The 21,984-nt window shown below is 68.5% G+C and carries 20 protein-coding genes and 1 pseudogene; 10 read left to right on the plus strand and 11 right to left on the minus strand.

All coding sequences use genetic code 11. The annotated features are described in order from the left end of the window. The first annotated feature begins 105 nt into the window (after positions 1 to 105). The 3 genes from Q8O26_RS05800 to Q8O26_RS05810 all read left to right on the plus strand — a co-directional run bounded on the left by Q8O26_RS05800 (position 106) and on the right by Q8O26_RS05810 (position 3,216). Entirely contained in the window at positions 106 to 927 is an 822-nt protein-coding gene (locus tag Q8O26_RS05800; RefSeq protein ID WP_305574397.1) for an IclR family transcriptional regulator C-terminal domain-containing protein, read from the plus strand. Positions 928 to 1,120: 193 nt separating this feature from the next. Continuing rightward, on the plus strand, positions 1,121 to 2,110 hold the full coding sequence (locus Q8O26_RS05805) for a tripartite tricarboxylate transporter substrate binding protein (protein WP_305574399.1): 990 nt from the start codon (positions 1,121 to 1,123) through the stop codon (positions 2,108 to 2,110). Positions 2,111 to 2,226: 116 nt separating this feature from the next. Further along, the gene (locus Q8O26_RS05810) at positions 2,227 to 3,216 is read left to right on the plus strand and encodes a tripartite tricarboxylate transporter substrate binding protein (RefSeq protein ID WP_305574401.1); all 990 of its coding nucleotides are present in this window, start codon (positions 2,227 to 2,229) and stop codon (positions 3,214 to 3,216) included. Positions 3,217 to 3,238: 22 nt separating this feature from the next. Here the strand turns inward: Q8O26_RS05810 and Q8O26_RS05815 are convergent, their stop codons facing one another. After that, positions 3,239 to 4,096, minus strand: a complete 858-nt coding sequence (locus Q8O26_RS05815) for a MaoC/PaaZ C-terminal domain-containing protein (RefSeq protein ID WP_305574403.1) — start codon at positions 4,094 to 4,096, stop codon at positions 3,239 to 3,241. Between the two features lie 139 nt (positions 4,097 to 4,235). Continuing rightward, positions 4,236 to 5,375: an acyl-CoA dehydrogenase family protein gene (locus Q8O26_RS05820; protein ID WP_305574405.1), complete on the minus strand. Its 1,140-nt coding sequence runs from the start codon at positions 5,373 to 5,375 to the stop codon at positions 4,236 to 4,238. Positions 5,376 to 5,545: 170 nt separating this feature from the next. On the opposite strand from Q8O26_RS05820, the gene Q8O26_RS05825 reads away from it, so the two are divergent. From Q8O26_RS05825 to Q8O26_RS05835, 3 genes are all read left to right on the plus strand, one after another. Continuing rightward, positions 5,546 to 6,466, plus strand: coding sequence for an SDR family oxidoreductase (locus tag Q8O26_RS05825; protein WP_305574407.1), 921 nt, complete (start codon positions 5,546 to 5,548; stop codon positions 6,464 to 6,466). Between the two features lie 210 nt (positions 6,467 to 6,676). Then, positions 6,677 to 8,125, plus strand: coding sequence for a 3-oxoacyl-[acyl-carrier-protein] synthase III C-terminal domain-containing protein (locus Q8O26_RS05830; protein ID WP_305574409.1), 1,449 nt, complete (start codon positions 6,677 to 6,679; stop codon positions 8,123 to 8,125). Positions 8,126 to 8,127: 2 nt separating this feature from the next. Next, complete coding sequence (locus Q8O26_RS05835; protein WP_305574411.1) at positions 8,128 to 9,333, plus strand: acetyl-CoA acetyltransferase; 1,206 nt, start codon at positions 8,128 to 8,130, stop codon at positions 9,331 to 9,333. A gap of 193 nt (positions 9,334 to 9,526) precedes the next feature. Here Q8O26_RS05835 and hutU read toward each other — a convergent pair whose 3' ends face one another. The 4 genes from hutU to hutI are packed head-to-tail and all read right to left on the minus strand — an operon-like array spanning position 9,527 to position 14,743. Next, positions 9,527 to 11,200, minus strand: coding sequence for a urocanate hydratase (gene hutU / locus Q8O26_RS05840; protein WP_305574413.1), 1,674 nt, complete (start codon positions 11,198 to 11,200; stop codon positions 9,527 to 9,529). Then, positions 11,197 to 12,003, minus strand: a complete 807-nt coding sequence (hutG, locus tag Q8O26_RS05845) for an N-formylglutamate deformylase (RefSeq protein ID WP_305574415.1) — start codon at positions 12,001 to 12,003, stop codon at positions 11,197 to 11,199. The genes hutU and hutG overlap by 4 nt, the downstream gene beginning before the upstream one ends. Continuing rightward, positions 12,000 to 13,541 (minus strand): histidine ammonia-lyase, encoded by a 1,542-nt coding sequence (gene hutH, locus Q8O26_RS05850; RefSeq protein ID WP_371134469.1) that lies wholly within the window; start codon positions 13,539 to 13,541, stop codon positions 12,000 to 12,002. The genes hutG and hutH overlap by 4 nt, the downstream gene beginning before the upstream one ends. After that, positions 13,538 to 14,743, minus strand: coding sequence for an imidazolonepropionase (gene hutI / locus Q8O26_RS05855; RefSeq protein ID WP_305574418.1), 1,206 nt, complete (start codon positions 14,741 to 14,743; stop codon positions 13,538 to 13,540). The genes hutH and hutI overlap by 4 nt, the downstream gene beginning before the upstream one ends. 70 nt (positions 14,744 to 14,813) lie before the next feature. On the opposite strand from hutI, the gene Q8O26_RS05860 reads away from it, so the two are divergent. Beyond that, positions 14,814 to 16,175 carry a formimidoylglutamate deiminase gene (locus tag Q8O26_RS05860; protein ID WP_305574420.1) on the plus strand — a complete coding sequence of 454 codons (1,362 nt, stop codon included), beginning with the start codon at positions 14,814 to 14,816 and terminating at the stop codon, positions 16,173 to 16,175. An 89-nt stretch (positions 16,176 to 16,264) separates the two neighbouring features. On the opposite strand, the pseudogene uraD reads toward Q8O26_RS05860, so the two are convergent. Next, positions 16,265 to 16,777 (minus strand): annotated as a pseudogene (gene uraD / locus Q8O26_RS05865) (2-oxo-4-hydroxy-4-carboxy-5-ureidoimidazoline decarboxylase); the annotation flags it as partial. Between the two features lie 64 nt (positions 16,778 to 16,841). After that, positions 16,842 to 17,384, minus strand: a complete 543-nt coding sequence (locus Q8O26_RS05870) for an SH3 domain-containing protein (RefSeq protein WP_305574422.1) — start codon at positions 17,382 to 17,384, stop codon at positions 16,842 to 16,844. Between the two features lie 227 nt (positions 17,385 to 17,611). On the opposite strand from Q8O26_RS05870, the gene Q8O26_RS05875 reads away from it, so the two are divergent. Further along, complete coding sequence (locus Q8O26_RS05875) at positions 17,612 to 18,610, plus strand: D-glycerate dehydrogenase (protein WP_305574424.1); 999 nt, start codon at positions 17,612 to 17,614, stop codon at positions 18,608 to 18,610. A gap of 6 nt (positions 18,611 to 18,616) precedes the next feature. Next, positions 18,617 to 19,009: a VOC family protein gene (locus Q8O26_RS05880; RefSeq protein WP_305574426.1), complete on the plus strand. Its 393-nt coding sequence runs from the start codon at positions 18,617 to 18,619 to the stop codon at positions 19,007 to 19,009. A gap of 22 nt (positions 19,010 to 19,031) precedes the next feature. Here the strand turns inward: Q8O26_RS05880 and Q8O26_RS05885 are convergent, their stop codons facing one another. The 3 genes from Q8O26_RS05885 to Q8O26_RS05895 are packed head-to-tail and all read right to left on the minus strand — an operon-like array spanning position 19,032 to position 20,940. Then, positions 19,032 to 19,805: a molybdopterin-synthase adenylyltransferase MoeB gene (locus Q8O26_RS05885; protein WP_305574428.1), complete on the minus strand. Its 774-nt coding sequence runs from the start codon at positions 19,803 to 19,805 to the stop codon at positions 19,032 to 19,034. Further along, positions 19,805 to 20,395, minus strand: a complete 591-nt coding sequence (locus Q8O26_RS05890; RefSeq protein WP_305574430.1) for a thiamine pyrophosphate-dependent enzyme — start codon at positions 20,393 to 20,395, stop codon at positions 19,805 to 19,807. The genes Q8O26_RS05885 and Q8O26_RS05890 overlap by 1 nt, the downstream gene beginning before the upstream one ends. Continuing rightward, positions 20,392 to 20,940 (minus strand): phosphonopyruvate decarboxylase, encoded by a 549-nt coding sequence (locus Q8O26_RS05895; protein ID WP_305574432.1) that lies wholly within the window; start codon positions 20,938 to 20,940, stop codon positions 20,392 to 20,394. Before Q8O26_RS05895 ends, Q8O26_RS05890 begins: the two co-directional genes overlap by 4 nt. Positions 20,941 to 21,028: 88 nt before the next feature. Between Q8O26_RS05895 and Q8O26_RS05900 the strand changes: the two genes are divergently transcribed. Further along, positions 21,029 to 21,940 carry an NAD(P)-dependent oxidoreductase gene (locus Q8O26_RS05900; RefSeq protein ID WP_305574434.1) on the plus strand — a complete coding sequence of 304 codons (912 nt, stop codon included), beginning with the start codon at positions 21,029 to 21,031 and terminating at the stop codon, positions 21,938 to 21,940. Positions 21,941 to 21,984: the final 44 nt, after the last annotated feature.

Here is a 21,984-nt window from a genome sequence, read left to right on the forward strand (position 1 = left end):
CCCGGCCGGATGACAAGCGGTCCCCGGACATACGGCCGGGTCTGTTATGATAGCCTCGGCGAATCCTGCGGTGCCATCGCACCGCGGGGTGATCAGGAACCCGTCATGCCGTCGTTCGAACCCGTCATCGCGCTCTCGCGCGGCCTCGAAATCCTCCGCGTCCTGAACGCCGAGCGGCGTTCGACGGTGGGGTCGCTGCACAAGGCGACGGGCCTGAACAAGGCGACCATCGTGCGCATGCTGGAGACGCTGGAGCACGAAGGCTACGTGATGCGGGATGCCGAGCGGACCGAATATCTGCCGACCGGCCGCTGCCTGCTGCTCGCCCAGGGCTATGACCAGCACCTGTGGATCGGCGGCGTCGCCGAACCCATCATGCACGAGTTCCGCAAGCAGATCGGCTGGCCCTCGGACATCGCCATTCTCGACCGGGACGCCATGATCGTCGCCCAGACGACGCGCGAGCCGGGATCGATGCTGTTCTCGCGGCGGCCGGGCTTCCGCTTTCCGCTGCTCGCCACATCCATGGGCCGGGCCTATCTCGCCTTCTGCCCGGAGGAGCAGCAGCAACGGATCATCGCCCTGCTTTCCGCCATCCCCGGCCGGTCAACCGAACTCGCCCGCCAGCCGAAGAAGCTCGCCTCCCTGCTCGCCGAGGTGCGCGAGCGCGGTTATGCGCTGATGGACGAGGCCTATAGCCAGGATGTCTTCGACGGGCGGGTCTGGGCCATGGGAGTGCCGGTGCGCGACGGCGACGAGGTCTTCGCCAGCATCAACATCATGATGCTGCACGGCGCCATCTCGGTGGAGGATGCGGTCAGGAACTTCCTCGGGCCGCTGCAGGATACGGCGGCGCTCATCGCCGCGGCGCTCACCGACAAGTTCCGCGCCACGCTGTGGGCGCCGGGCGGCGCGGCGGCCGACTAGCCGAAGGACGGATGCTCTTCCCAGATTTCAGCTCATGAAACGGGGTTTCATCGGTTTGACGGGTCGGGAGGCCCGTGAGAGCATCGCGGCGGGTCGGGAGCACCGCGCCGGAACGCTTGCGGACGTTACGAGAGGAGCGGCGGCGCGGCAGGATCGACCCTCACGAGAGACCTAGCGTCCAGAGGAAACGACCATGCCCATCCTGTTATCGCGCCGCGGCCTGATCGCCGCCGGCGCCGCAGCCACATTGGCGGCACCCCGTATCGGCCAGGCTCAGGCCTCGGCCTGGCCCAGCAAGCCCGTCAGGATTCTCTGCGCCTTCCCGGCCGGCGGCATCACCGACGCCTATGCCCGTGCCTATGGCGACTACATCCAGCAGAAGAGCGGCCAGACCGTCGTGGTCGAGAACCGCCTCGGTGCCGGCGGCGGCATCGCGGCCCAGGCCCTGAAGAGTGCGCCGGACGACGGCCACACCCTGATGATCACCATCTCCTCGACCATGCTCGGGAACCGGGTCATGTTCAGGAACCTGCCCTACGACCCGGACAAGGACTTCGCCTTCCTCGCCCTCATGTCGACGGGCCACCTGCCGCTGGTGGCGCAGAAGGCGACGGGGGCCAGGACCATCGCCGAATTCGTCGACTTCGCGAGGAAGAACCGGGTGAGCTTCGGCTCCTATGCCGCCGGCTCCTTCGCCCATATCGTCGGCGCCGAACTGAACCGGCGGTTCAACCTCGACATGACCATCGTCCACTACCGGGGCGAGGCGCCGATGTGGCAGGACCTCCTCACCGGCAGCAGCCAGGTGGCGATGGGCAGCTACACGGCGGCGAAGGGCACTCTCGACAGCGGCGCCGGGACGGCCATCGCGGTGCCGACGACACGGCGTATGAAGACCCTGCCGGATGTCGCGACCTATGCCGAGCAGGGCCTGACCGACAAGGTCTTCGACCTGGTGAGCTGGGCCGGGTTCTTCGGCAAGGCCTCCATGCCGGCCGAGATGGTGCAGCAGATATCCGATCTCATGGTAGAGGCCGGCAAGACGGAGCGCATCCAGCGGCTGACGGCGACGTTCGGGATCGACGACACGGCACAGGATCACCGCTATTTCCGCCACATCTACGAGAGCCAGGGGCCGATCTGGCTCGACCACGTCAACCGGCTCGGCATCACGCCGAGCTGACGGATTCCCCAAGGGGTCTGACAATCGGTCGCAGGCCGCGCAGCGGTCCGTGCGGCTAGGCTTTCCATGCAAACCAACGGGACACAGAATCCCGATCATCGATTGAGGAAACAACAATGTCTTTTTCAATGACCCGCCGCGGCCTCTTGGCCTCCGGCCTTCTCGCCCCCCTCGCGACACCGCTGATCGCCCGTGCGCAGGGAACAGCCTGGCCCAACAAGCAACTGCGTATTATCTGCGCCTTCCCGGCCGGCGGCATCACCGACGCCTTCGCCCGCGCCTATGGAGAATTTCTCAGCCAGAAGAGCGGCCAGACCGTGGTGGTCGAGAACCGCCCGGGGGCCGGCGGCGGCATCGCCGCCCAGGCCTTGAAGACCGCGCCGGACGACGGCCATACCCTCATGATCACCATTTCGACGACGCTGTTCGGCAACCGCGTCATGTTCAAGAGCCTGGCCTATGATCCGGACAAGGATTTCTCCCTGCTGGCGCTCCTGCCCACCGGCAGCCTGCCGCTGGTCGCCGCCAAGGCGACGGGCGCGTCCAACATCGCGCAGTTCGTCGAGTACGCCCGCAAGAACCGCGTGAGCTTCGGCTCCTATGCCGCCGGCTCCATGGCCCATATCGTCTGCAATGCGCTGAACCAGCAGTTCAACCTCGACATGACCGTGGTGAACTATCGCGGTGAGGCGCCGATGTGGCAGGACGTGCTCACCGGCAACAGCCAGATCGCGCTGGGCAGCTTCACGGCCGCCAAGGCGGTTCTCGACTCGAATACCGGGACGGCCATCGCCATCCCCTCGACAAGGCGCATGAAGGCGCTGCCGGACACGCCGACCTTCGCCGAGCAGGGCCTCGACAATCCGGTCTTCCGCCTGCTCAGCTGGGTCGGCTTCCTCGGCCAGTCGTCGATGCCGCAGCCTCTGGTCGAGACCGTGTCTGCACTGATGCTGGAGGCGGCGCAGACGGAGCGGATCCGCAAGCTGAACGAGACCTTCGGCATCGAGGACCCCGTGCTCGGCCATGCCGACTTCAAGAAGATCTACGATTCACAGGGCCCGATCTGGATCGAGAACGTGCGCAAGCTCGGTCTGACGCCCGCCTGACGATGCCGCGATCTCGCCGGGATCAGACGATCTCGGCGAGGCCGTTGGTCAGCACGACGATGTCGCGCTCGACCACCCGGGCGCGGAAGGAGATGACGCCGGCGTCCTGCCAGATCTCGGTGCGGATGGTCTCTCCCGGCATGACCGGCGCCGAGAAGCGCACGCCGAAGCGCCGGAGCCGGGCCGGATCGTTGCCGCAGCAGGCCTTGAGGATGGCGCGGCCCGCCACTGCATAGGTGCACAGGCCGTGCAGGATCGGCCGCTCGAAGCCGGCGCCGCGCGCCACGTCCGGATCGGCATGCAGCGGATTGTCGTCGCCTGAGAGGCGATAGATCAGCGCCGCCTGCGGCAGGGTCTTCAGGTCGACGGCCGCGTCCGGCGCTCGGTCGGGGAGCGGATGAGGCTCGGGCGTCGGCCCCGAGGGACCACCGAAGCCGCCCTCGCCGCGGATGAAGGTCGTCGAGGTCAGGGTCGCCAGCAGATCGCCCGAGGCCTTGTCGATCACATCGCGCGTGGAGAAGAGCAGCGCGCCCTTGCCCGGGCCCTTGTCGACGATCTCGGTGACGCGGGTTCGGCCAATAACCGTGCCGGTGGCAGGCAGCGGCCGGTGGATGACGAGGCCCTGTTCGCCATGCAGGACCTTGCGCCAGTCGACGCCGGTGGCCGGATTCTTCAGCCAGAAGCCGGGATAGCCGAGAACCACCGCCATGGTCGGCAGGGCCTTCAGGCCGTCCTCGTAGACGAAGGGCAATTCGGTGCGGTCCATCGGGTCCGCGCCGCAGCCCACACCGAGGGCGTAGAGGATCGTGTCCTTCGCCTCGTAGCGGTGCTCGAGGTCGGGGAAGTGCCAGTGCTTCAGCTTGTCGTAGTCGATGGGCATCGGTGATTGTCCGTTCGAACCTGGACCGTCATGCCCGGGCCTGTCCCGGGCATCCACGAATTCCTGTCAGCGCCGTGTTCAAGTCGTGGATGGCCGGGACAAGCCCGGCCATGACAATGCAGCGATGGTTCGCCGCCACTCACAGCGAGCGGGCGACGATCTCCTTCATGATCTCGGTGGTGCCGGCATAGATGCGCTGGATGCGGCTGTCGGCATAGGCGCGGGCGATCGGATATTCCCACATGAAGCCGTAGCCGCCGTGCAATTGCAGGCAGGTGTCGACGACACGGCCCTGCAACTCGGTCAGCCACCACTTGGCCATGGCGGCGGTGGTGACGTCGAGTTCGCCGCGCAGGAATTTCGAGATGCAGTCGTCGAGGAAGACGCGGGCGACGGTGACCTCGGTCTTCACCTCCGCCAGCTTGAAGCGGGTGTTCTGGAAATCGGCGACGGTCTTGCCGAAGGCCTTGCGCTCGCGGGTGTAGTCGACGGTCCAGCGCAGCGCCGATTCCATCACCGCGACGGCGGAGATGGCGACCAGCAGGCGCTCGCGCGGCAGCTCGGTCATCATGTAGGCGAAGCCGCGACCCTCCTCGCCGATGATGTTGGTGGCCGGCACGCGGACATTGTCGAAGAAGAGCTCGGAGGTGTCCTGCGCCTTCAGGCCGATCTTCTCGAGGTTGCGGCCGCGCTTGAAGCCCTCGCGGTCGGCCTCGACCAGGATGAGGCTGACGCCCTTGGCGCCTTCCTTCGGGTCGGTCTTGGCGGCGACGAGGATGAAGTCGGCGAGCTGGCCGTTGGTGATGAAGGTCTTCTGGCCGTTGACGACATAGTGGTTGCCGTCGCGGATCGCCGTGGTGCGGATGGCCTGGACGTCGGAGCCCGCCCCCGGCTCGGTCATGGCGAGCGCGCCGATGGCCTCGCCCGAGGCCATTTTCGGCAGCCAGTGACGCTTCAGGTCCTCGGAGGCGTTATTGAGGATATAGGGGGCGACGATGTCGGAGTGCAGGCGGAAGCCCGGGCCGGTGAAGACATGGCCCATCATCTCCTCGATCATGATGGCGCTGGTCAGGAAGTCCGCGCCGCCGCCGCCATAGGCCTCGGGAATGTTGGTGAGCAGCATGCCGGCCGCGCCCGCCTTCAACCAGGCCTCTCGATCGACGACGCCTTCCTTTTCCCAGCGCGCGTGGTGAGGGGCGATCTCCTCGGCGATGAAGCGGCGGCAGGCGTCACGGAAGAGGTGATGCTCTTCCTTGTAATAGGCGGCGGTGGCGGTCATGGCGCGCTTCTCCTGATCCGGGCGCGGCGGCTCGAAGCCCCGCGGCGAGCCTCTATCCTAAGACAGGCGTTTCGGCGAATGAAACGGGATTTCGTGCAATTGACGATCGGACTATGGTGCCGCCACGGTCGCCGATCAGGCGAGAACGGGACTTGGAGAAGAGGATCAGCATGGCGGGCACGGGCGCACTGGACGGCAAGGTCGTCATCGTCACGGGCGCGGGCCGGGGCATCGGCCGCGAGATCGCGCTGACTGCCGCCGCCGAGGGGGCCAAGGTGGTGGTGAATGATCTCGGCGGCGCCGCCGACGGTTCGGGCGCCAGCGCCACGCCGGCCGAAGAGGTGGTCGACGAGATCCGCAAGGCGGGTGGCCAGGCCGTCGCCAGTTTCGACAGCGTCGCCGAGGCCGCTTCGGCCAATGCCATCATCAAGACCGCGGTGGATGCCTTCGGCGGCCTCGATGCGGTCATCAACAATGCCGGCATCCTGCGCGACGCCATCTTCCACAAGATGAGCGTCGCGGACTTCGAACTGGTCATCAAGGTGCACCTGATGGGCACCTTCTACGTCTCCCATGCCGCCGCCCGCATCTTCCGCGAACAGACGAGCGGCGCCTTCGTCCATTTCACCTCGACCTCAGGCCTCATCGGCAATTACGGCCAGGCCAATTATGCCGCGGCCAAGCTCGGCATCGTCGGCCTGTCGAAGTCCATCGCCCTGGACATGGCGCGCTTCAACGTGCGCTCGAACTGTGTCTCGCCCTTTGCCTGGAGCCGCCTCATCGGCACGATCCCGACCGAGACCGAGGCGGAGAAGGCGCGGGTCGCCCGCCTGCAGGCCATGGGACCCGAAAAGGTGGCGCCGCTGACGGCCTTCCTCGCCTCGGACCGGGCGAAGGACGTGACCGGCCAGATCTTCGCGGTGCGCATGAACGAGATCGTGCTGATGGGCCAGTCACGGCCGATCCGCTCGGTCCATCGCGACGGCGGCTGGACCTGCGACAGTCTGGCCAGCCACGCCATGCCGGCGCTGAAGTCGTCCTTCTACCCGCTCGACCGCTCGGCCGACATCTTCTCATGGGATCCGGTGTGATGGACGGCGAGCAAGCCCTGCGGTCCCGCCGCGCACCTCTCCCCGGCGGGGAGAGGTCGCCGAGCTTCGCGAGGCGGGGGAGGGGGAGAGAGGCTGAACGGAACTTTGCCCCCTCACCCGACCTTCGGTCGACCTCTCCCCGCCGGGGAGAGGTGTACGGCGCGGCGGCCGCGATCCTTTTCCAGCCCGCAACGATCGGGATCTGACCTGATGACCTTCGGAATTCTCGCCTACGGCGCCTATATCCCGCGCCTGCGCCTGCAGCGCAAAGCCATCGCCGACGCCCATGGCTGGTTCAACGCCGCGCTCAAGGGCCAGGGAAAGGGCGAGCGCGCCATCGCCAACTGGGACGAGGACGCCGTCACCATGGCGGTGGAGGCGGCGCGCGACTGTCTCACGGGCCAGGACGCGACCCGCGTCGAGGCGCTGTGTCTCGCCTCGACCACCTTTCCCTTCCTCGACAGGCTGAATTCGGGCGTCGTCGCCGAGGCTCTGAATCTCGGGCAGGACCTCGCCGCCGGCGATGCCGGCCAGACCCAGCGCGCCGCGACCACGGCCCTCGCCAGTGCCCTGCGCGGCGGCCCGGCGACACTGGTCCTCGCCGCAGAAAACCGGACGGTGAAAGCCGCGAGCCCGCTCGAAATGGCTGCCGGCGACGGCGCCGCGGCCGTGCTCGTCGGCGAGGGCCGGCCGGTCGCGACGCTGCTCGCCGCGGCCACCCGCACCGCCGATTTCGTCGACCACTACCGCACGCCGGAATCGGAGTTCGACTACCAGTGGGAGGAGCGCTGGATCCGCGATGCCGGCTACATGCCGCTGGTGCCGCCGGTCATCAAGGCCTGCCTCGCCAAGGCCGGCCTCGCGCCCGAAGCCGTGACGCGCTTCTGCATGCCGGCCGTGCTCGCCAGGGTCGCCCAGACCGTGGCCAAGGCCGCCGGCATCGCCGAAGCCGCCGTCGCCGACAACCTGCACGCCGTCTGCGGCGAGACGGGTGCGGCCCATCCGCTGGTCATGCTGGTGGCGGCGCTGGAAAAGGCGAAGCCGGGCGACCGGATCATGGTCGTCGGCTTCGGCCAGGGCGCCGACGTCCTGCTGTTCGAGGTGACCGACGCCATCGCCGATCTGCCGGCCCGGCTGGGCGTGCAGGGGCATCTCACCCGCCGCAAGGAGGAGAGCAACTACGCGAAGTTCCTCGCCTTCAACGACACGGTGGAGCTCGAGCGCGGCATGCGCGCCGAAGCCGACAAGCAGACCGCCCTCTCGGCGCTCTGGCGCAACCGGGCGACGGTGACGTCCTTCGTCGGCGGCAAGTGCTCGAAGTGCGGCACGCTGCAGTTCCCGAAGACGCGGGTCTGCGTCAACCCCAACTGCACCGCCATCGACACCCAGGTGCCCGAGCCCTTCGCCGCCAAGACCGGCAGGATCAATTCCTACACGGCCGACCGCCTGACCTATTCGCCCGATCCGCCAGCCTGCTACGGCATGATCCAGTTCGAGGAGGGCGGGCGCTGGATGATGGACTTCACCGACGTGGACGAGAAGGATCTCTCCGTCGGTCAGCCCATGCGGATGATGTTCCGCGTCAAGGACATCGACAGCCAGCGCGGCTTCCGCCGCTATTTCTGGAAGGCGGCGCCGGCCGCAACAGGGAGGACCTGACCATGCCCAAAGGCATTCGCGACAAGGTCGCCATTCTCGGCATGGGCTGCTCGAAGTTCGGCGAGCGCTGGGACATGAACGCCGAAGACCTGATGGTCGAGGCCTATGTCGAGGCATTGGGCGACGCAGGCATCGAGACCAAGCAGATCGACGCCGCCTGGCTCGGCACCGCCATCGAGGAGCAGCATGTCGGCAAGTCGGCCGTGCCGCTCGCCGTGGCGCTGCGGCTGCCCTACATCCCGGTGACGCGGGTGGAGAATTTCTGCGCCACCGGCACGGAGGCCTTCCGCGGCGCGGTCTATGCGGTGGCCTCCGGCGCTGCCGACATCGCGCTCGCCCTCGGGGTCGAGAAGCTGAAGGACACCGGCTATGGCGGCCTGCCGCAGCGCGGCCGCGGCACGTTGCCCAACATGACCTGGCCGAACGCCTCGGCGCCCGGCTATTTCGCCCAGCTCGCCGCCGCCTACCGCGCCAAGCACGGCTCGGCGCCGGGGGACCTGAAGCGGGCCATGGCCCATGTCTCGGTCAAGAGCCACGACAATGGCGGTCGCAACGCCAAGGCGCATCTGCGCAACAAGATCACCATCGACACGGTGCTGAATTCGCCGATGATCGCCGAACCGCTGGGGCTCTATGACTGCTGCGGCGTGTCGGACGGGGCGGCCTGCGCCATCGTGACGACGCCGGAGATCGCCCGCAGCCTCGGCAAGAAGGACCTCGTCTCGGTCAAGGCGCTGCAGGTTTCGGTGTCGAACGGTACCGAGGCCCAGCACAATTCCTGGGACGGCAGCTATTTCGCCACCACCCGGATCGCCGCCACCCGCGCCTATCAGGAGGCGGGCATCGCGAAGCCGCGCGAGGAAATCAGCCTGATCGAGGTGCACGACTGCTTCTCGGTGACCGAACTCGTTACCATGGAGGACCTCCACATCTCCGCCGAGGGCCGGGCCATCCACGACATCCTCGACGGGTTCTACGACGCCGACGGCACCATGCCCTGCCAGATCGACGGCGGCCTGAAATGCTTCGGCCACCCGATCGGCGCCTCGGGCCTCCGGATGATCTACGAGATGTACCTGCAGATGCAGGGCCGGGCCGGCGAGCGGCAGCGCCAGGACATGCCGCGACTGGGGCTGACCCACAATCTCGGTGGCTTCCCGCACCAGAATGTCTGCTCGATCTCGATCGTGGGACGTTACGAGGGGTAGGGGTTCAAAAAAGCCCCACCCTTAACCCTCCCCTCTGGCGAGGGGAGGGAGACTATGACCTCGCGCGGGGTTTCGACCGGCTGGGCCTGGCTCGACCGTAGCCGATCCAACGGGACGCTGTGGTCCCCCTCCCCTTAAAGCGGAGCGCACCAGGGGAGGGTAAGGGTGGGGCCATCTCTTCAGCGCCCTCGCCTCACACCCCGATGCCGAGCGCCGGCAGCTTGAGCCCCTTCTCCCGCGCGCAATCCACCGCGATGTCGTAGCCGGCATCGGCATGGCGCATGACGCCGGTGCCAGGGTCGTTCCACAGCACCCGGCCGAGTCGCGCCGCGGCCTCCGGCGTGCCATCCGCGACGATGACGACGCCGGAATGCTGCGAATAGCCCATGCCGACGCCGCCGCCATGGTGCAGCGACACCCAGGTGGCGCCCGAGGCCGTGTTGAGCAGCGCGTTGAGCAGCGGCCAGTCGGAGACGGCATCAGACCCGTCCTTCATCGCCTCGGTCTCGCGGTTGGGCGAGGCGACGGAGCCGGAATCGAGATGGTCGCGGCCAATGACGACCGGCCCGATCTCGCCCCTGGCCACCATTTCGTTGAAGGCGAGGCCGAGGCGGTGGCGGTCGCCGAGGCCGACCCAGCAGATGCGAGCCGGCAGGCCCTGGAACTGGATGCGCTCCTTGGCCATGTCGAGCCAGTTGTGGAGGTGCGGATCGTCGGGGATCAGCGCCTTCACCTTGGCGTCCGTCTTCGCGATGTCCTCCGGGTCGCCGGTGAGCGAGGCCCAGCGGAAGGGGCCGATGCCGCGGCAGAAGAGCGGGCGGATATAGGCCGGCACGAAGCCGGGGAAGTCGAAGGCATCAGTGACGCCCATATCCTTCGCCATCTGGCGGATGTTGTTGCCGTAGTCGAGGGTCGGCACGCCCATGCGGTGGAAGTCGAGCATGGCGCGGACATGGGTCGCCATGGATTGCTTGGCGGCGACCTCCACCGCTTTCGGGTCACGCTCGCGTGCCTCTTCCCAATGGGCGAGGCTCCAGCCGGCCGGCAGGTAGCCGTTGAGCGGGTCATGGGCCGAGGTCTGGTCGGTCACGACATCAGGGCGGATGCCGCGGGCGACCATCTCGGGGAAGATCTCGGCGGCATTGCCGAGGAGGCCGACCGAGATCGGCCTGCCCGCCATGTGGGAACGCTCGACGATCTCCAGCGCCTCGTCGATGGTCCGTGCCTCGGCGTCGAGATAGCGCGTCTTCAGCCGCATCTCGATACGGCTCGGCTGGCACTCCACCGCGATCATCGAGGCCCCCGCCATGGTGGCGGCGAGCGGCTGGGCGCCGCCCATGCCGCCGAGGCCGCCGGTGAGGATCCACTTGCCCTTGAGCGAGCCGCCGAAATGCCGGCGGGCAACCTCGGCGAAGGTCTCGTAGGTGCCCTGAACGATGCCCTGGCTGCCGATGTAGATCCAGGAGCCGGCCGTCATCTGGCCGTACATCATCAGCCCGAGCTTATCGAGGTGGTGGAAGTGGTCCCAGGTCGCCCAGCCCGGGACGAGGTTGGAATTGGCGAGGAGGACGCGCGGGGCATCCGTGTGGGTGCGGAAGATGCCGACCGGCTTGCCGGACTGGATGAGCAGCGTCTCGTCCGCCTCCAACGACCGCAGCGAGGCGACGATGCGGTCGAAGCTCTCCCAGTCGCGCGCGGCGCGGCCGATGCCGCCGTAGACGACCAGCTCGTTCGGACGTTCGGCGACCTCGGGGTCGAGATTGTTCATCAGCATGCGGAGCGCCGCTTCAGCGCCCCAGGTCTTGGCCGACATTTCCAGGCCGCGCGGCGCCCGGATGAGGCGCGAATTGTCGAGACGGGTCGTCATGGGCGGGCCTCCAGAGTGGCAGCGGCGGCGAGGATCGCGGCGACGATCCGGTCGAGGACGGCTTCCGTCTTCGCCGCGACGGTCTCCTCATAGGTCCAGGGTGGCGCCTCGGCCATGTAGGCAGATTGCGCCAGCTCCATCTGCACGGCGTGGACGTGGCGGTCAGGCGCGCCGTAGTGGCGGGTGATCCAGCCGCCCTTGAAGCGCCCGTCGGCGACGAAGGTCAGGTCGGAGGCCCCCGCCACCCGGATCGCGGCGTCGCGGAGCGCGGGGGCGCATGAGAGGCCGCCATTGGTGCCGATGTTTAAGACCGGCAGCGTGCCCGGGAAAAGGTTGGGGACGACCGACCGGATCGAATGGCAGTCGTAGAGCACGCAATAACCGTGACGGATCCGCGCCGTCTCGATGGCTGCGGCCATGGCGGCATGGAAGGGCGCGAAATAGAGGCGCCGGCGGCGGCCGATCTCGGCGTCGTCCGGCACCTGGCCATCGCGGTAGATGGGTTCGGCATCGAAGGTCGCGGTCGGGCACAGCGTCGTGGTGTTCTGCCCGGGATAGAGCGAGACGCCTGAGGGGTCGCGGTTCACGTCGATGACGAAGCGCGACAGGTTCTGGCGGATGACGGTCGCGCCGGTTCGCGCGGCGATGCCGGCATAGAGCCGGTCGAGCCACCAGTCGGTGTCCGGCACCGAGCGGCCGAGATCGTTCAGCGCGACCGAGACCTCCGGCGGGATCATGGTGCCGACATGGGGCTGGCCGAGGACGAGCGGGCCATCGCCCGGAATGACGGTGACGGGGTTCATGCCATGTCTCCGAACAGCCGCTCCACGACATGGCCGAAGGGCGTCGTCAGCCCGCCGGTGGCGACGAGGCGGGCGGCGCGCTCCATCTCCGCCGAAAGCGGCCGGTCGACGTCGAGGACCGGTGCCGTGGCGCGGATGGCGGCTTGGGCCTTCTTCAGCAGCGGGCTGGTGGCCAGCGGCGCCCGCATGTCGATGCCTTGCGCCGCCATCAGCGCCTCGATGCCGATGATGCGGCAGAGGTTCTCGGCCATCGGCCCGAGACGGCGGGCGCCGTGGGTCGCCATGGAGACGTGGTCCTCCTGGTTCGCCGAGGTCGGGATCGTGTCGGTGACGGCCGGCGCCGCCTTCTGGCGGTTCTCCGAGGCCAGCGCCGCGCTCGCCACCTCGGCGATCATGAAGCCGGAATTGAGCCCCGGTTCGCGGACGAGGAAGGCCGGCAGGCCGGAAAGGACCGGGTCCACCAACATGGCGCAGCGGCGCTGGGCGAGATTGCCGACCTCGCAGGCGGCGAGCGCCAGCATGTCGGCGGCGAAGGCCACGGGTTCGGCGTGGAAATTGCCGCCGGAGAGCACGTCGCCGTTGTCGGACATCACCAGGGGATTGTCGGTGACGCCGTTCGCCTCGTGCAGAAGCATGGCCTGAGCCGAGCGGATGACGTCGAGGGCGGCACCCATCACCTGCGGCTGGCAGCGGATGGAATAGGGGTCCTGCACGCGGGGATCGTCGGCGAGGTGCGACCGGCGGATCTCGCTGCCCTCCATCAGGGCGCGCAGCACGGCGGCGACGGCGATCTGGCCGGGCTGGCCGCGCAGCGTGTGGATGCGCGCGTCGAAAGGCGTGTCGGAACCGGCGATGGCGTCGGTCGAGAGCGCCCCCGTGACGAGGGCGGCGGCGAAGGCGTTCTCGATGAGGAAGAGGCCGTGCAGCGCCAGGGCCGTGGAGACCTGGGTGCCGTTGAGGAGAGCGAGGCCCTCCTTGGGGCCGAGGACGACGGGCGTCAGCCCGGCCTTGGCCAGCGCCTCACCGCCGGTCATGCGCGCGCCGCGCCAGACCGCCTCGCCCTCGCCGATCAGCACCGCCGCCATATGGGCGAGCGGGGCGAGATCACCGGAGGCGCCGACCGACCCCTGCGCCGGAATGACCGGCAGGACGCCCTCCCGCAGCATGGCGACGAGGAGATCGACTGTCGCCGGCTGCACGCCGGAGGCGCCATGGGCCAGGCTCGCCGCCTTCAGCGCCAGAACCAGCCGGACGATCGGCTCTTCCAGCGGCTCGCCCATGCCCGCCTGGTGCGAGCGGACGATGTTGACCTGAAGCTGCGCCAGTTTCTCCGCCGGAATCCGGACGCTGGCCAGCTTGCCGAAGCCGGTATTGACGCCATAGACGGCATCGTTGCCGCGTGCCTTGGAGAGGAGCAGGGCGTGGCCATGAGCGATGGCGTCCTGCGTCGCGGGGTCGAGGCCGGGCGTGGCCCCGGCGGCAATCTGACGCCAGAAGCCGAGGGCGTTCCCCCCGGCGCGGATGAAAGCGGTCATCAGGCGCCTCTGTAGCGGGCGAAGAGCGGATTGAAACCGATCCGGTAGACCAGTTCGGCGAGGCGCTCCACCGACCAGAGGCAGAGATCGGCGCGCCGACCCGGTTCCAGAGCCCCGATATCGTCGCGCCCCAGCGCCTTCGCCGCGTTGCGGGTGAAGCCGAGGAGGCATTCCGCCACGGTCATGCGGAACAGGGTCGCGCCCATGTTCATGGTCAGAAGCGGCGAGGTCAGCGGCGAGGAGCCGGGATTGCAGTCGGTGGCCAGCGCCATCGCCGTGCCGTTGCGGCGGAAGGCTTCCACGGGCGGCACACGGGTCTCGCGGATGAAGTAGAAGGCGCCCGGCAGCAGCACGGCCACGGTGCCGGCCTTCGCCATGGCGGCCGCGCCCTCCTCGTCGGTATATTCGAGGTGATCGGCCGAGAGCGCGCCATGATCGGCGGCAAGCCTCGCACCATGCAGGTTGGAGAGCTGGTCGGCATGGAGCTTGACCGGCAGGCCATGGGAAGCGGCCGCGGCGAAGACGCGGGCGGTCTCCTCGGGTGAGAAGGCGATGCCCTCGCAGAAGGCGTCGACCGCATCGGCGAGCCCGTGATGGGCGATGGCGGGGATCATCTTGTGGCAGACGAGGTCGAGATAGGCCGCCTTGTCGCCGTTCGCCTCGGGCGGCAGCGCATGGGCGCCGAGGAAGGTGGTGACCACACCGACATCGCGCTTGTCGGCGAGCGACCGGGCGACCTTGAGCTGCTTCTCCTCGGTGTCCAGGTCGAGGCCGTAGCCGGACTTGATCTCGACCGTCGTCACCCCCTCGGCGATGAGCGCATCGAGGCGGGGCAGGCTTTCGTCGGCGAGATCGCGGGGTTTCGCCGCCCGCGTCGCCTTGACGGTGGAGACGATGCCGCCGCCGGAGCGGGCGATCTCCTCGTAGCTGGCGCCCTGCAGCCGCAGCTCGAATTCATGGGCGCGGCTGCCGGCATAGACCAGATGGGTGTGGCAGTCGACCAGGCCCGGGGTCATCCAGCGGCCCTCGCAGCGGATGGTCTCTTTCGGGTCGAGCCGCGGCGCGTCGGCGCGCGCACCGACATAGACGATGCGACCGCCCTCGGTCGCGACGACGCCGTCCTCGATGAGGCCGAGGCCCTGATCCGCACCGGTTCCGGCCATGGTGGCCAGCCGCGCGTCGCGATAGAGACGATCAACGCGCATGGGATGCTCTCGGCACGTCGTATTCCTCGCCCAACAATGCTAGGCGAAAAACCGTAGCATGGAGACGGCGATGGACAAGCTCCATCTGGACAGGGCGCTGACCCCGATGGGCTGGCGCGACAACGTGACCGTGGCGGTCGGGCCCGATGGACGCATTGCCGCGATTACCGAGGGGCCCGCCGCTGCGGGCGCGGCGCGCCTCGGCGGCATCGTCCTGCCGGGCCTGCCGAACCTCCATTCCCATGCCTTCCAGCGCGGCATGGCGGGGCTGACCGAGGTGGCCGGCACGGGCGAGGATTCCTTCTGGACCTGGCGCGACTGGATGTATCGATTCGCCCTGGCGCTGGAGCCCGAGGATGTCGAGGCCATCGCCGCCCTCGCCTATGTCGAGATGCTGGAGGCGGGGTTCACGACCGTCGGCGAGTTCCACTACCTCCACCACGGCCGCGACGGCCGACCCTATGCGGACCCTGCCGAACTCGCCCGGCGCTGCATCGGAGCGGCGGAGGCGACAGGCCTCGGCATCACCATGCTGCCGGTCTTCTACGCCCATTCCGGCTTCGGCGGCCTGCCCCCCGGCGAGGGCCAGCGGCGCTTCATCTGCGACCTCGACCTGTTCTCCCGTGTGGCGGAGGGCGCCCGCGCCGCCGCCGGCAGCTATGCCCGCGGCCAATTCGGCATCGCCCCGCATTCGCTGAGGGCGGTGACGCGGCACGAGCTGACGGCCCTGGTGGCCGCCTTCCCGGAAGGTCCCCTGCACATCCACGTCTCCGAGCAGGTCCGGGAAGTCGAGGACTGCCTCGCCGCGCATGGGACGCGCCCCATCGCGCTTCTCGCTGACACGGTCGCGCTGTCGGAGCGCTGGTGCCTCATCCATGCCACCCATGCCGACGCGGCCGAGCGGCGGATCATGGCGGAAGCGGGCTCCGTGGTCGGGCTCTGCCCGGTCACCGAGGCCAATCTCGGCGACGGCCTGTTCGACGGGGTCGATTTCCGCGGGCGCGGCGGCCGATTCGGTGTCGGAACCGATTCCAACGTCGCGATCTCCGCCAGCGGCGAGCTGTCGATGCTGGAATATGCGCAGCGCTTCGCCACCCGGCGGCGCACGGCGATGGCGGATCGTGGCGCCTCCACCGGGCGCTCCCTGTTCGAGGACTGCCTCGCAGGCGGCGCCCAGGCGCTGGGTCTCCGCCCGGCGGGGATCACGGTCGGCGCGCCGGCCGACTTCGTCGTGCTCGACGCCGGGCACATCGCCTTTGCCGGCCGTGGCGACGACGCGGTTCTCGATTCGTGGATTTTCGGGCCTTCGGCCGGTGCGCTGCGGGAGGTCTATGTCGGGGGACGGCGAGTGGTGGACGGCGGCCGGCACGTGGCACGTTCGACGGTCGAAGCGCGGGCACGGGCCGTGCTGGACCGGGTGATCGGTGGATGAGGGGTCCGGGCGGGTTCCCGGCTCACGCCGCCCGCTCCACCATGGCCGGCACAAGGCCGGGCATGACGAGGATGTCGCGGCCGACCCCCTCAGGGCAGCAGGTCCTTCAACCGCAGCAGGGCGATGCGCTCGACCTGGCGCAGCGCCTCGGCGAATTCGGCGGCGGCATCATGGCCGAGCCGCGCCTCGAAGGCGGCGCGAATCTCGTCCTTGGTCTTCCCTTTCACTGCGATGATGAAGGGAAAACCGAAGCGCGCCTTGTAGGCGTCGTTGAGCCGGGTGAAGGTCGCCCGCTCGTCGTCCGTCAGCCTGTCGAGCCCGGCGGAGGCCTGCTCGCCGGTCGATTCAGCGGTGAGCCGACCGGCCGCGGCGAGCTTGCCGGCAAGGTCCGGATGGGCGCGGATCAGGGCGAGCTTCGCCGGGTCGCCGGCAGCGCGCATGACGGCGACCATCGCCGCATGCAGGCCCTCGGCCGTGTCGTGGTCCGCGGTGAGGCCGGCGTCGACGGCGCCTTCCGCGATCCACGGCGAATGTTCGAAGACACCGCCGAAACGGGCGACGAAGGCCGGGCGGGCAAGGCGGCTGGGGCGGTCGGCTTCAGGGAGTTCGGCTTCAGTCATGGCGGCGTCCTGCGGTTCACCCGTCAGCCTAGAACCCGCCGCCGCCTCACTCCACCTTCTCGTTGGGATAAACGCCCCAGAGGCGCGTCTGCTCGATCCAGCCGTCGAAGCCCTGGCCGGTGATGCGGCACCAGGTGCCGTTGCAGGCGCGGACCATTCCCTGGACCTTCGGCTCGAGCCGCGCGACGACCCGGTCGCCACCCGGACGATTCATCAGCGAAACGAGGTCGTCGGAGTTGCCGCGCGGCATGACGATGCCGGTGCGCCGCCCCGAAAGCATGGAATGGAAGACCCAGGTCTCGGTGCCGTCATGGTCGCGGATGCGGCGCCAGTTGTCGAATTCGGCGGTGACCTCCACCGGCAGGCCGGAGCGCTGATAGATCCAGACCACCTGGTGTTCGCGCGTCGGCCCCATCCGCGCGTTGACGCGTTCCAGTTTCAGGCTGACGAAGCGGGGAACCGGGAGACGGGTCTGCGAGCCGAGCGACCCGGTGACCTCGGCGTAGGCGCTGGTCGGTGCGCCGGCCAGGACGGCCGCAATGACGACCGCAATGGCGGCCGGCACCGCTCTCAGGCGAAAAGCACTCATACGCAACCCACTGGCATCCGAAACGCACCACACCGTCGCCGGCCCCTTCGAAAGACGGGTCACGAGAGGGGACCGACGGCTTTGTCTGGCGCGACCCTTCTGGTAGACAGGTCGTGCCGGAAGTCATTGTCGCCGTTCAGGGTTAAGACAGGCTTGATGGCCGGCCGGAATCAACCGGCCGGGTGATCCGTTGCAGGGCGGCTCACGAGAATTCCAGAGGTTGGGGTATGCCGAACCGCAAGAAACCGCTCGTCGTCGTGACGAGGAAACTGCCGGACAGCATCGAGACGCGGATGCGCGAGCTCTTCGAGACGCGCCTCAACGTCGACGACAAGCCGATGAGCCAGGCCGATCTTGTCGCCGCGATGAAGACGGCGGAGGTCCTGGTACCGACCGTCACCGACCGGATCGACGCGGCCCTGCTGTCGCAGGCGGGCCCGCAGCTGCGCCTCATCGCGCAGTTCGGCAACGGCGTCGACAATATCGATGTCGCCACCGCGATCCAGCGCGGCATCACCGTGACGAATACGCCGGGTGTCCTCACCGAGGACACGGCCGACATGACCATGGCGCTGATCCTCGCCGTGCCGCGCCGCCTCGCCGAAGGGCTCGAAGTGCTGGAACACGGCGAATGGATGGGGTGGACCCCGACCTGGATGCTCGGCAAGCGCATCCACGGCAAGCGCCTCGGCATCGTCGGCATGGGCCGGATCGGCCAGGCGCTCGCCCGCCGCGCTGCCGCTTTCGGCATGCAGATCCACTATCACAACCGCCGGCGCCTGCCCGAGAAAACCGAACAGGCGTTGGACGCGACCTATTGGGAGAGCCTCGACCAGATGCTCGCCCGCATGGACATCATCTCGGTCAACTGCCCGCATACCCCGGCGACCTACCACCTGTTGTCGGCGCGGCGGCTGAAGCTCCTCAAGAAGGAGGCCTTCGTCGTCAACACGGCGCGCGGCGAGATCATCGACGAGGTAGCGCTCACACGGATGATCGAAGCGGGCGATCTCGCCGGCGCCGGCCTCGACGTGTTCGAGAGCGAGCCTGCGGTCAATCCGCGGCTGATCAAACTCGCCAAGGCGGGCAAGGTGGTGCTGCTGCCGCATATGGGCTCGGCCACCATCGAGGGCCGCATCGACATGGGCGACAAGGTCATCGTCAACATCAAGGCCTTCATGGACGGCCACAAGCCGCCGGACCGCGTGCTGCCCTCGATGCTGTGAGGCGCCATGAGCCTTTCCGCCATTCGCAATCTCGACCACACGGTCCTGCTCTGTGTCCGGCTGGCCGATACGCGCGCCTTCTATCGCGACGTGATGGGGTTTCCGATCGAGACGGACCATCCGACCTGGGTCAGTTTTCGCGTCGGATCGGCGCTTTTGTCGCTGCGGCCGCGCGGACCCTGGTCGGTCTGCGACGACGGCCCGGCCGTGGCGGGATCGGCCGCCGTCCAGCTCGCCTTCCGCGTGCCGCCGCCGGCGGTCGATGCCTGCCATACCGAGCTGGTCGCGAGGGGCGTGACGATCCTGCGGGCGCCCACCGACCTTCCGGCCTGGCGCCACCGCACGCTGTTCTTCCGCGACCCGGAAGACAATATCATCGAGATCTACGCCGAATATTGAGGCACGCGCGGGTGATCCAGCCTCAGGCGTCCTGCCCGTTCAGCGGGTTCTCCGGGTCCCAGCGGTAGCGCACCGTCTCGAAACGCATGGCGCGGGTGTCGATCATCAGCAGGCGGCCGACGAGGCCCTCGCCGAAACCAACGATCTCGCGGATGACCTCCAGCGCCATCATCGAACCGACGATGCCGGTCAGCGCGCCGAGAATGCCGGCCTCCTGGCAGGAGGGCACGGTTCCCGGCGGCGGCGCGTCGGGGAACAGGCAGCTATAGGTCGGGTTCGGGCGGCCCTCGCCGTCGTTCTCGTGCGGGCGCAGAGTCGTGAGCGTCGCGTCGAAGGTGCCGACCGCCGCCGTCACCAGCGGCTTGCCCTCATGGAAACAGGCGTCGGAGACCGCATAGCGGGTGGCGAAATTGTCGGAGCCGTCGGCGACGATGTCGTAGCCGCGGACGAGATCGCGGGCATTCGCCGCCGTCAGCCGGGTGATGTGGGACACCACCTCGACATGGGGGTTGAGCCGGCGGATGGCATTGGCCGCGCTCTCGGTCTTGAGGATGTCGACATCCTCGGTGCGGTGGATGACCTGCCGCTGAAGGTTCGACAGCGCCACGCCGTCATCGTCGACGATACCGATGGTGCCGACGCCGGCCGCTGCCAGATAAAGCAGCAGCGGCGCGCCGAGACCGCCGGCGCCGATCACCAGGACGCGGGCGGCCTTCAGCTTCTGCTGGCCTGGCCCGCCGACCTCGCGCAGGACGATGTGGCGGGCATAGCGCTCGAGTTCCTCAGCGGAGAACATCAGTCGATCGACAGCCCCAGGGATTGGCGCACGCGGGCGCGGACGGCATGCCCGTCACGGGTCGGCAGCACACGCTCGAGTTCGGCCTGGCCGATCCTGACCACCGCGACGCAGGGGCCGTTGCCGAGCGCGGTCGCGCGGGTCGCGAGCCCCTCGACATCGCCCATGGCGTCGATGGCCCGGGAATCGGCAATCCCGGAGGCGCCGGCAATGCCGGCGAGATCGGCGACCAAAGTGTGGCTCGCCTGCCCGCCGGTCTCGCCGTAGAGGCCGTTATCCAGGATGACGACGGTGAGGTTCTTCGGCGCCTGCATGGCGATGGTGGCGAAGGAGCCGACACCCATCAGCATCTCGCCGTCACCGGTGACGGCGATGACCGGGGTTTCGGGCCGGGCGAGCGCGATCCCGAGGGCCATCACGGCGCAACCGCCCATGGCGCCCCAGAGATAGACGTTGCGATCGTGGTCGCCGCAGGCGGCGACGTCATAGGTCGGCGATCCAAGCCCGGTGACGACGATGGCCTCGCCGCGGTCCTTCAGCAGGCGGGCGACGACGGCGCGGCGGTCGAGGCGGTTCACGGACTGGCTCATCTCACGAAGACCTTGGCACCGATGAGCTGCTGGGCGAGGAGAACAGCGACGGCGCTGCCGCCCTCATAGGCCATGCGGATGCCGGCGGCTGTGGCGGGACCAACCTCCTCGGGCCTGTCGGCCCTGAGCACATGCACGCCCATCAGCCGGAAGGCGTCGGGCGTGCTGGTTCCCATGGGAACCTGCCACGGATTGAACTCGCCCCATTCGCCGCGCATCGTCACGAAGGTGAGGAAGGGTCCGCCCATGTTGCGGACCAGCGACAGCATGTTGATGCAATTGCCGACGCCCGAGGACTGCATGAGCAGGCAGGCGCGGTCGCCGCCGAGCCAGGCGCCGGAGACCAGCGCGATGCCCTCCTCCTCGGTGGTCAGCGGAATGCCGATCATCGCCGGGTCCGCATGGACGGCGCGGATCAGGTCGGCATGGCCGCCATCGGGCACATAGGCGACCTGCCGGACACGGGCCGCTTTCAGGGCAGAGAAGATGTCGCCCGGCCAGCCGGCGGGCGAGGCATGCAAAGCATGAGGATGCGCGGCGTTCATGGGCTGGATAGGCTCCCCTTCCCTTGCGAGGGGCGGACCATGACGCCGCGCCCGCGGAGAAACAAGACTGACAATCGGGAGGACAGGCATGACGGTCGGATTCATCGGACTGGGAAAGATGGGACGGGGCATGGCCTCGAACCTGCAGACCAAGGGCTTTTCGCTGATGGTGCACGACGTGGTCGCGGCGCCGGTGGCGGCGCTGGAGGCCCTCGGCGCGAAGCGCGGCACGCCCGCCGAGATCGCCGCGTCCTGCGACATCGTCGTCACCATGCTGCCGACGGGCAAGGAGGTGGGCGAGGTCGTCCTCGCGCCCGGCGGCGTGCTCGACCATGCACGGCCCGGCACCCTCATCATCGACATGTCGACCATCGACCCGGAGACGACCGACAAGCTGCATGACGAAACGCGTCGGCGCGGCATGTCGGCCGTGGATGCACCGGTCGGGCGCCTCGCCTGGCATGCCGACCGGGGGCAGAGCCTGTTCATGGTCGGCGCCGACGATGCCGATTACCAGCGCGCCCTGCCTTTGCTTCAGGCCATGGGCACGACGATCCACCATTCCGGCGGTCCCGGCGCCGGCACCCGGATGAAGCTCGTCAACAACTACCTCGCCATCATCCTCTGCCAGCTCAATGCCGAGGCCCTGTCGCTGTCGCAGCGCTTCGGGCTGGATCTCGCGAAGACGCTGGACGTGCTCTACGGCACCACGGCGACCAACGGCCAGCTCAAGGTCAACTGGCCGAACAAGGTTCTGGCGGGCGACACGGAGCCCGGCTTCTCCATCGATCTCGCCCACAAGGACCTGACGCTGATCATCCAGGCGGCGAACAGCGCGCGCGTACCGCTGCCCGTCGCGGCGGCGGCTCGGGAGGCTTTCTCCCAGGCCCGCGCCCGCGGCTACGGCCAGAACGACTTCTCGGCGATGGTGGATGTCGCCTGCGATCTCTCGCAGATCGAGCGTGCCCGGCTGCCGAAGGGCTACACGCCGCCGGCTTAGAGCCTGCTGACAGGCACGCCCTTGTGGAAGCCAGCCCGACGCGG

The organism is Phreatobacter sp. (genome assembly GCF_030691135.1).
Lineage (GTDB): Bacteria > Pseudomonadota > Alphaproteobacteria > Rhizobiales > Phreatobacteraceae > Phreatobacter.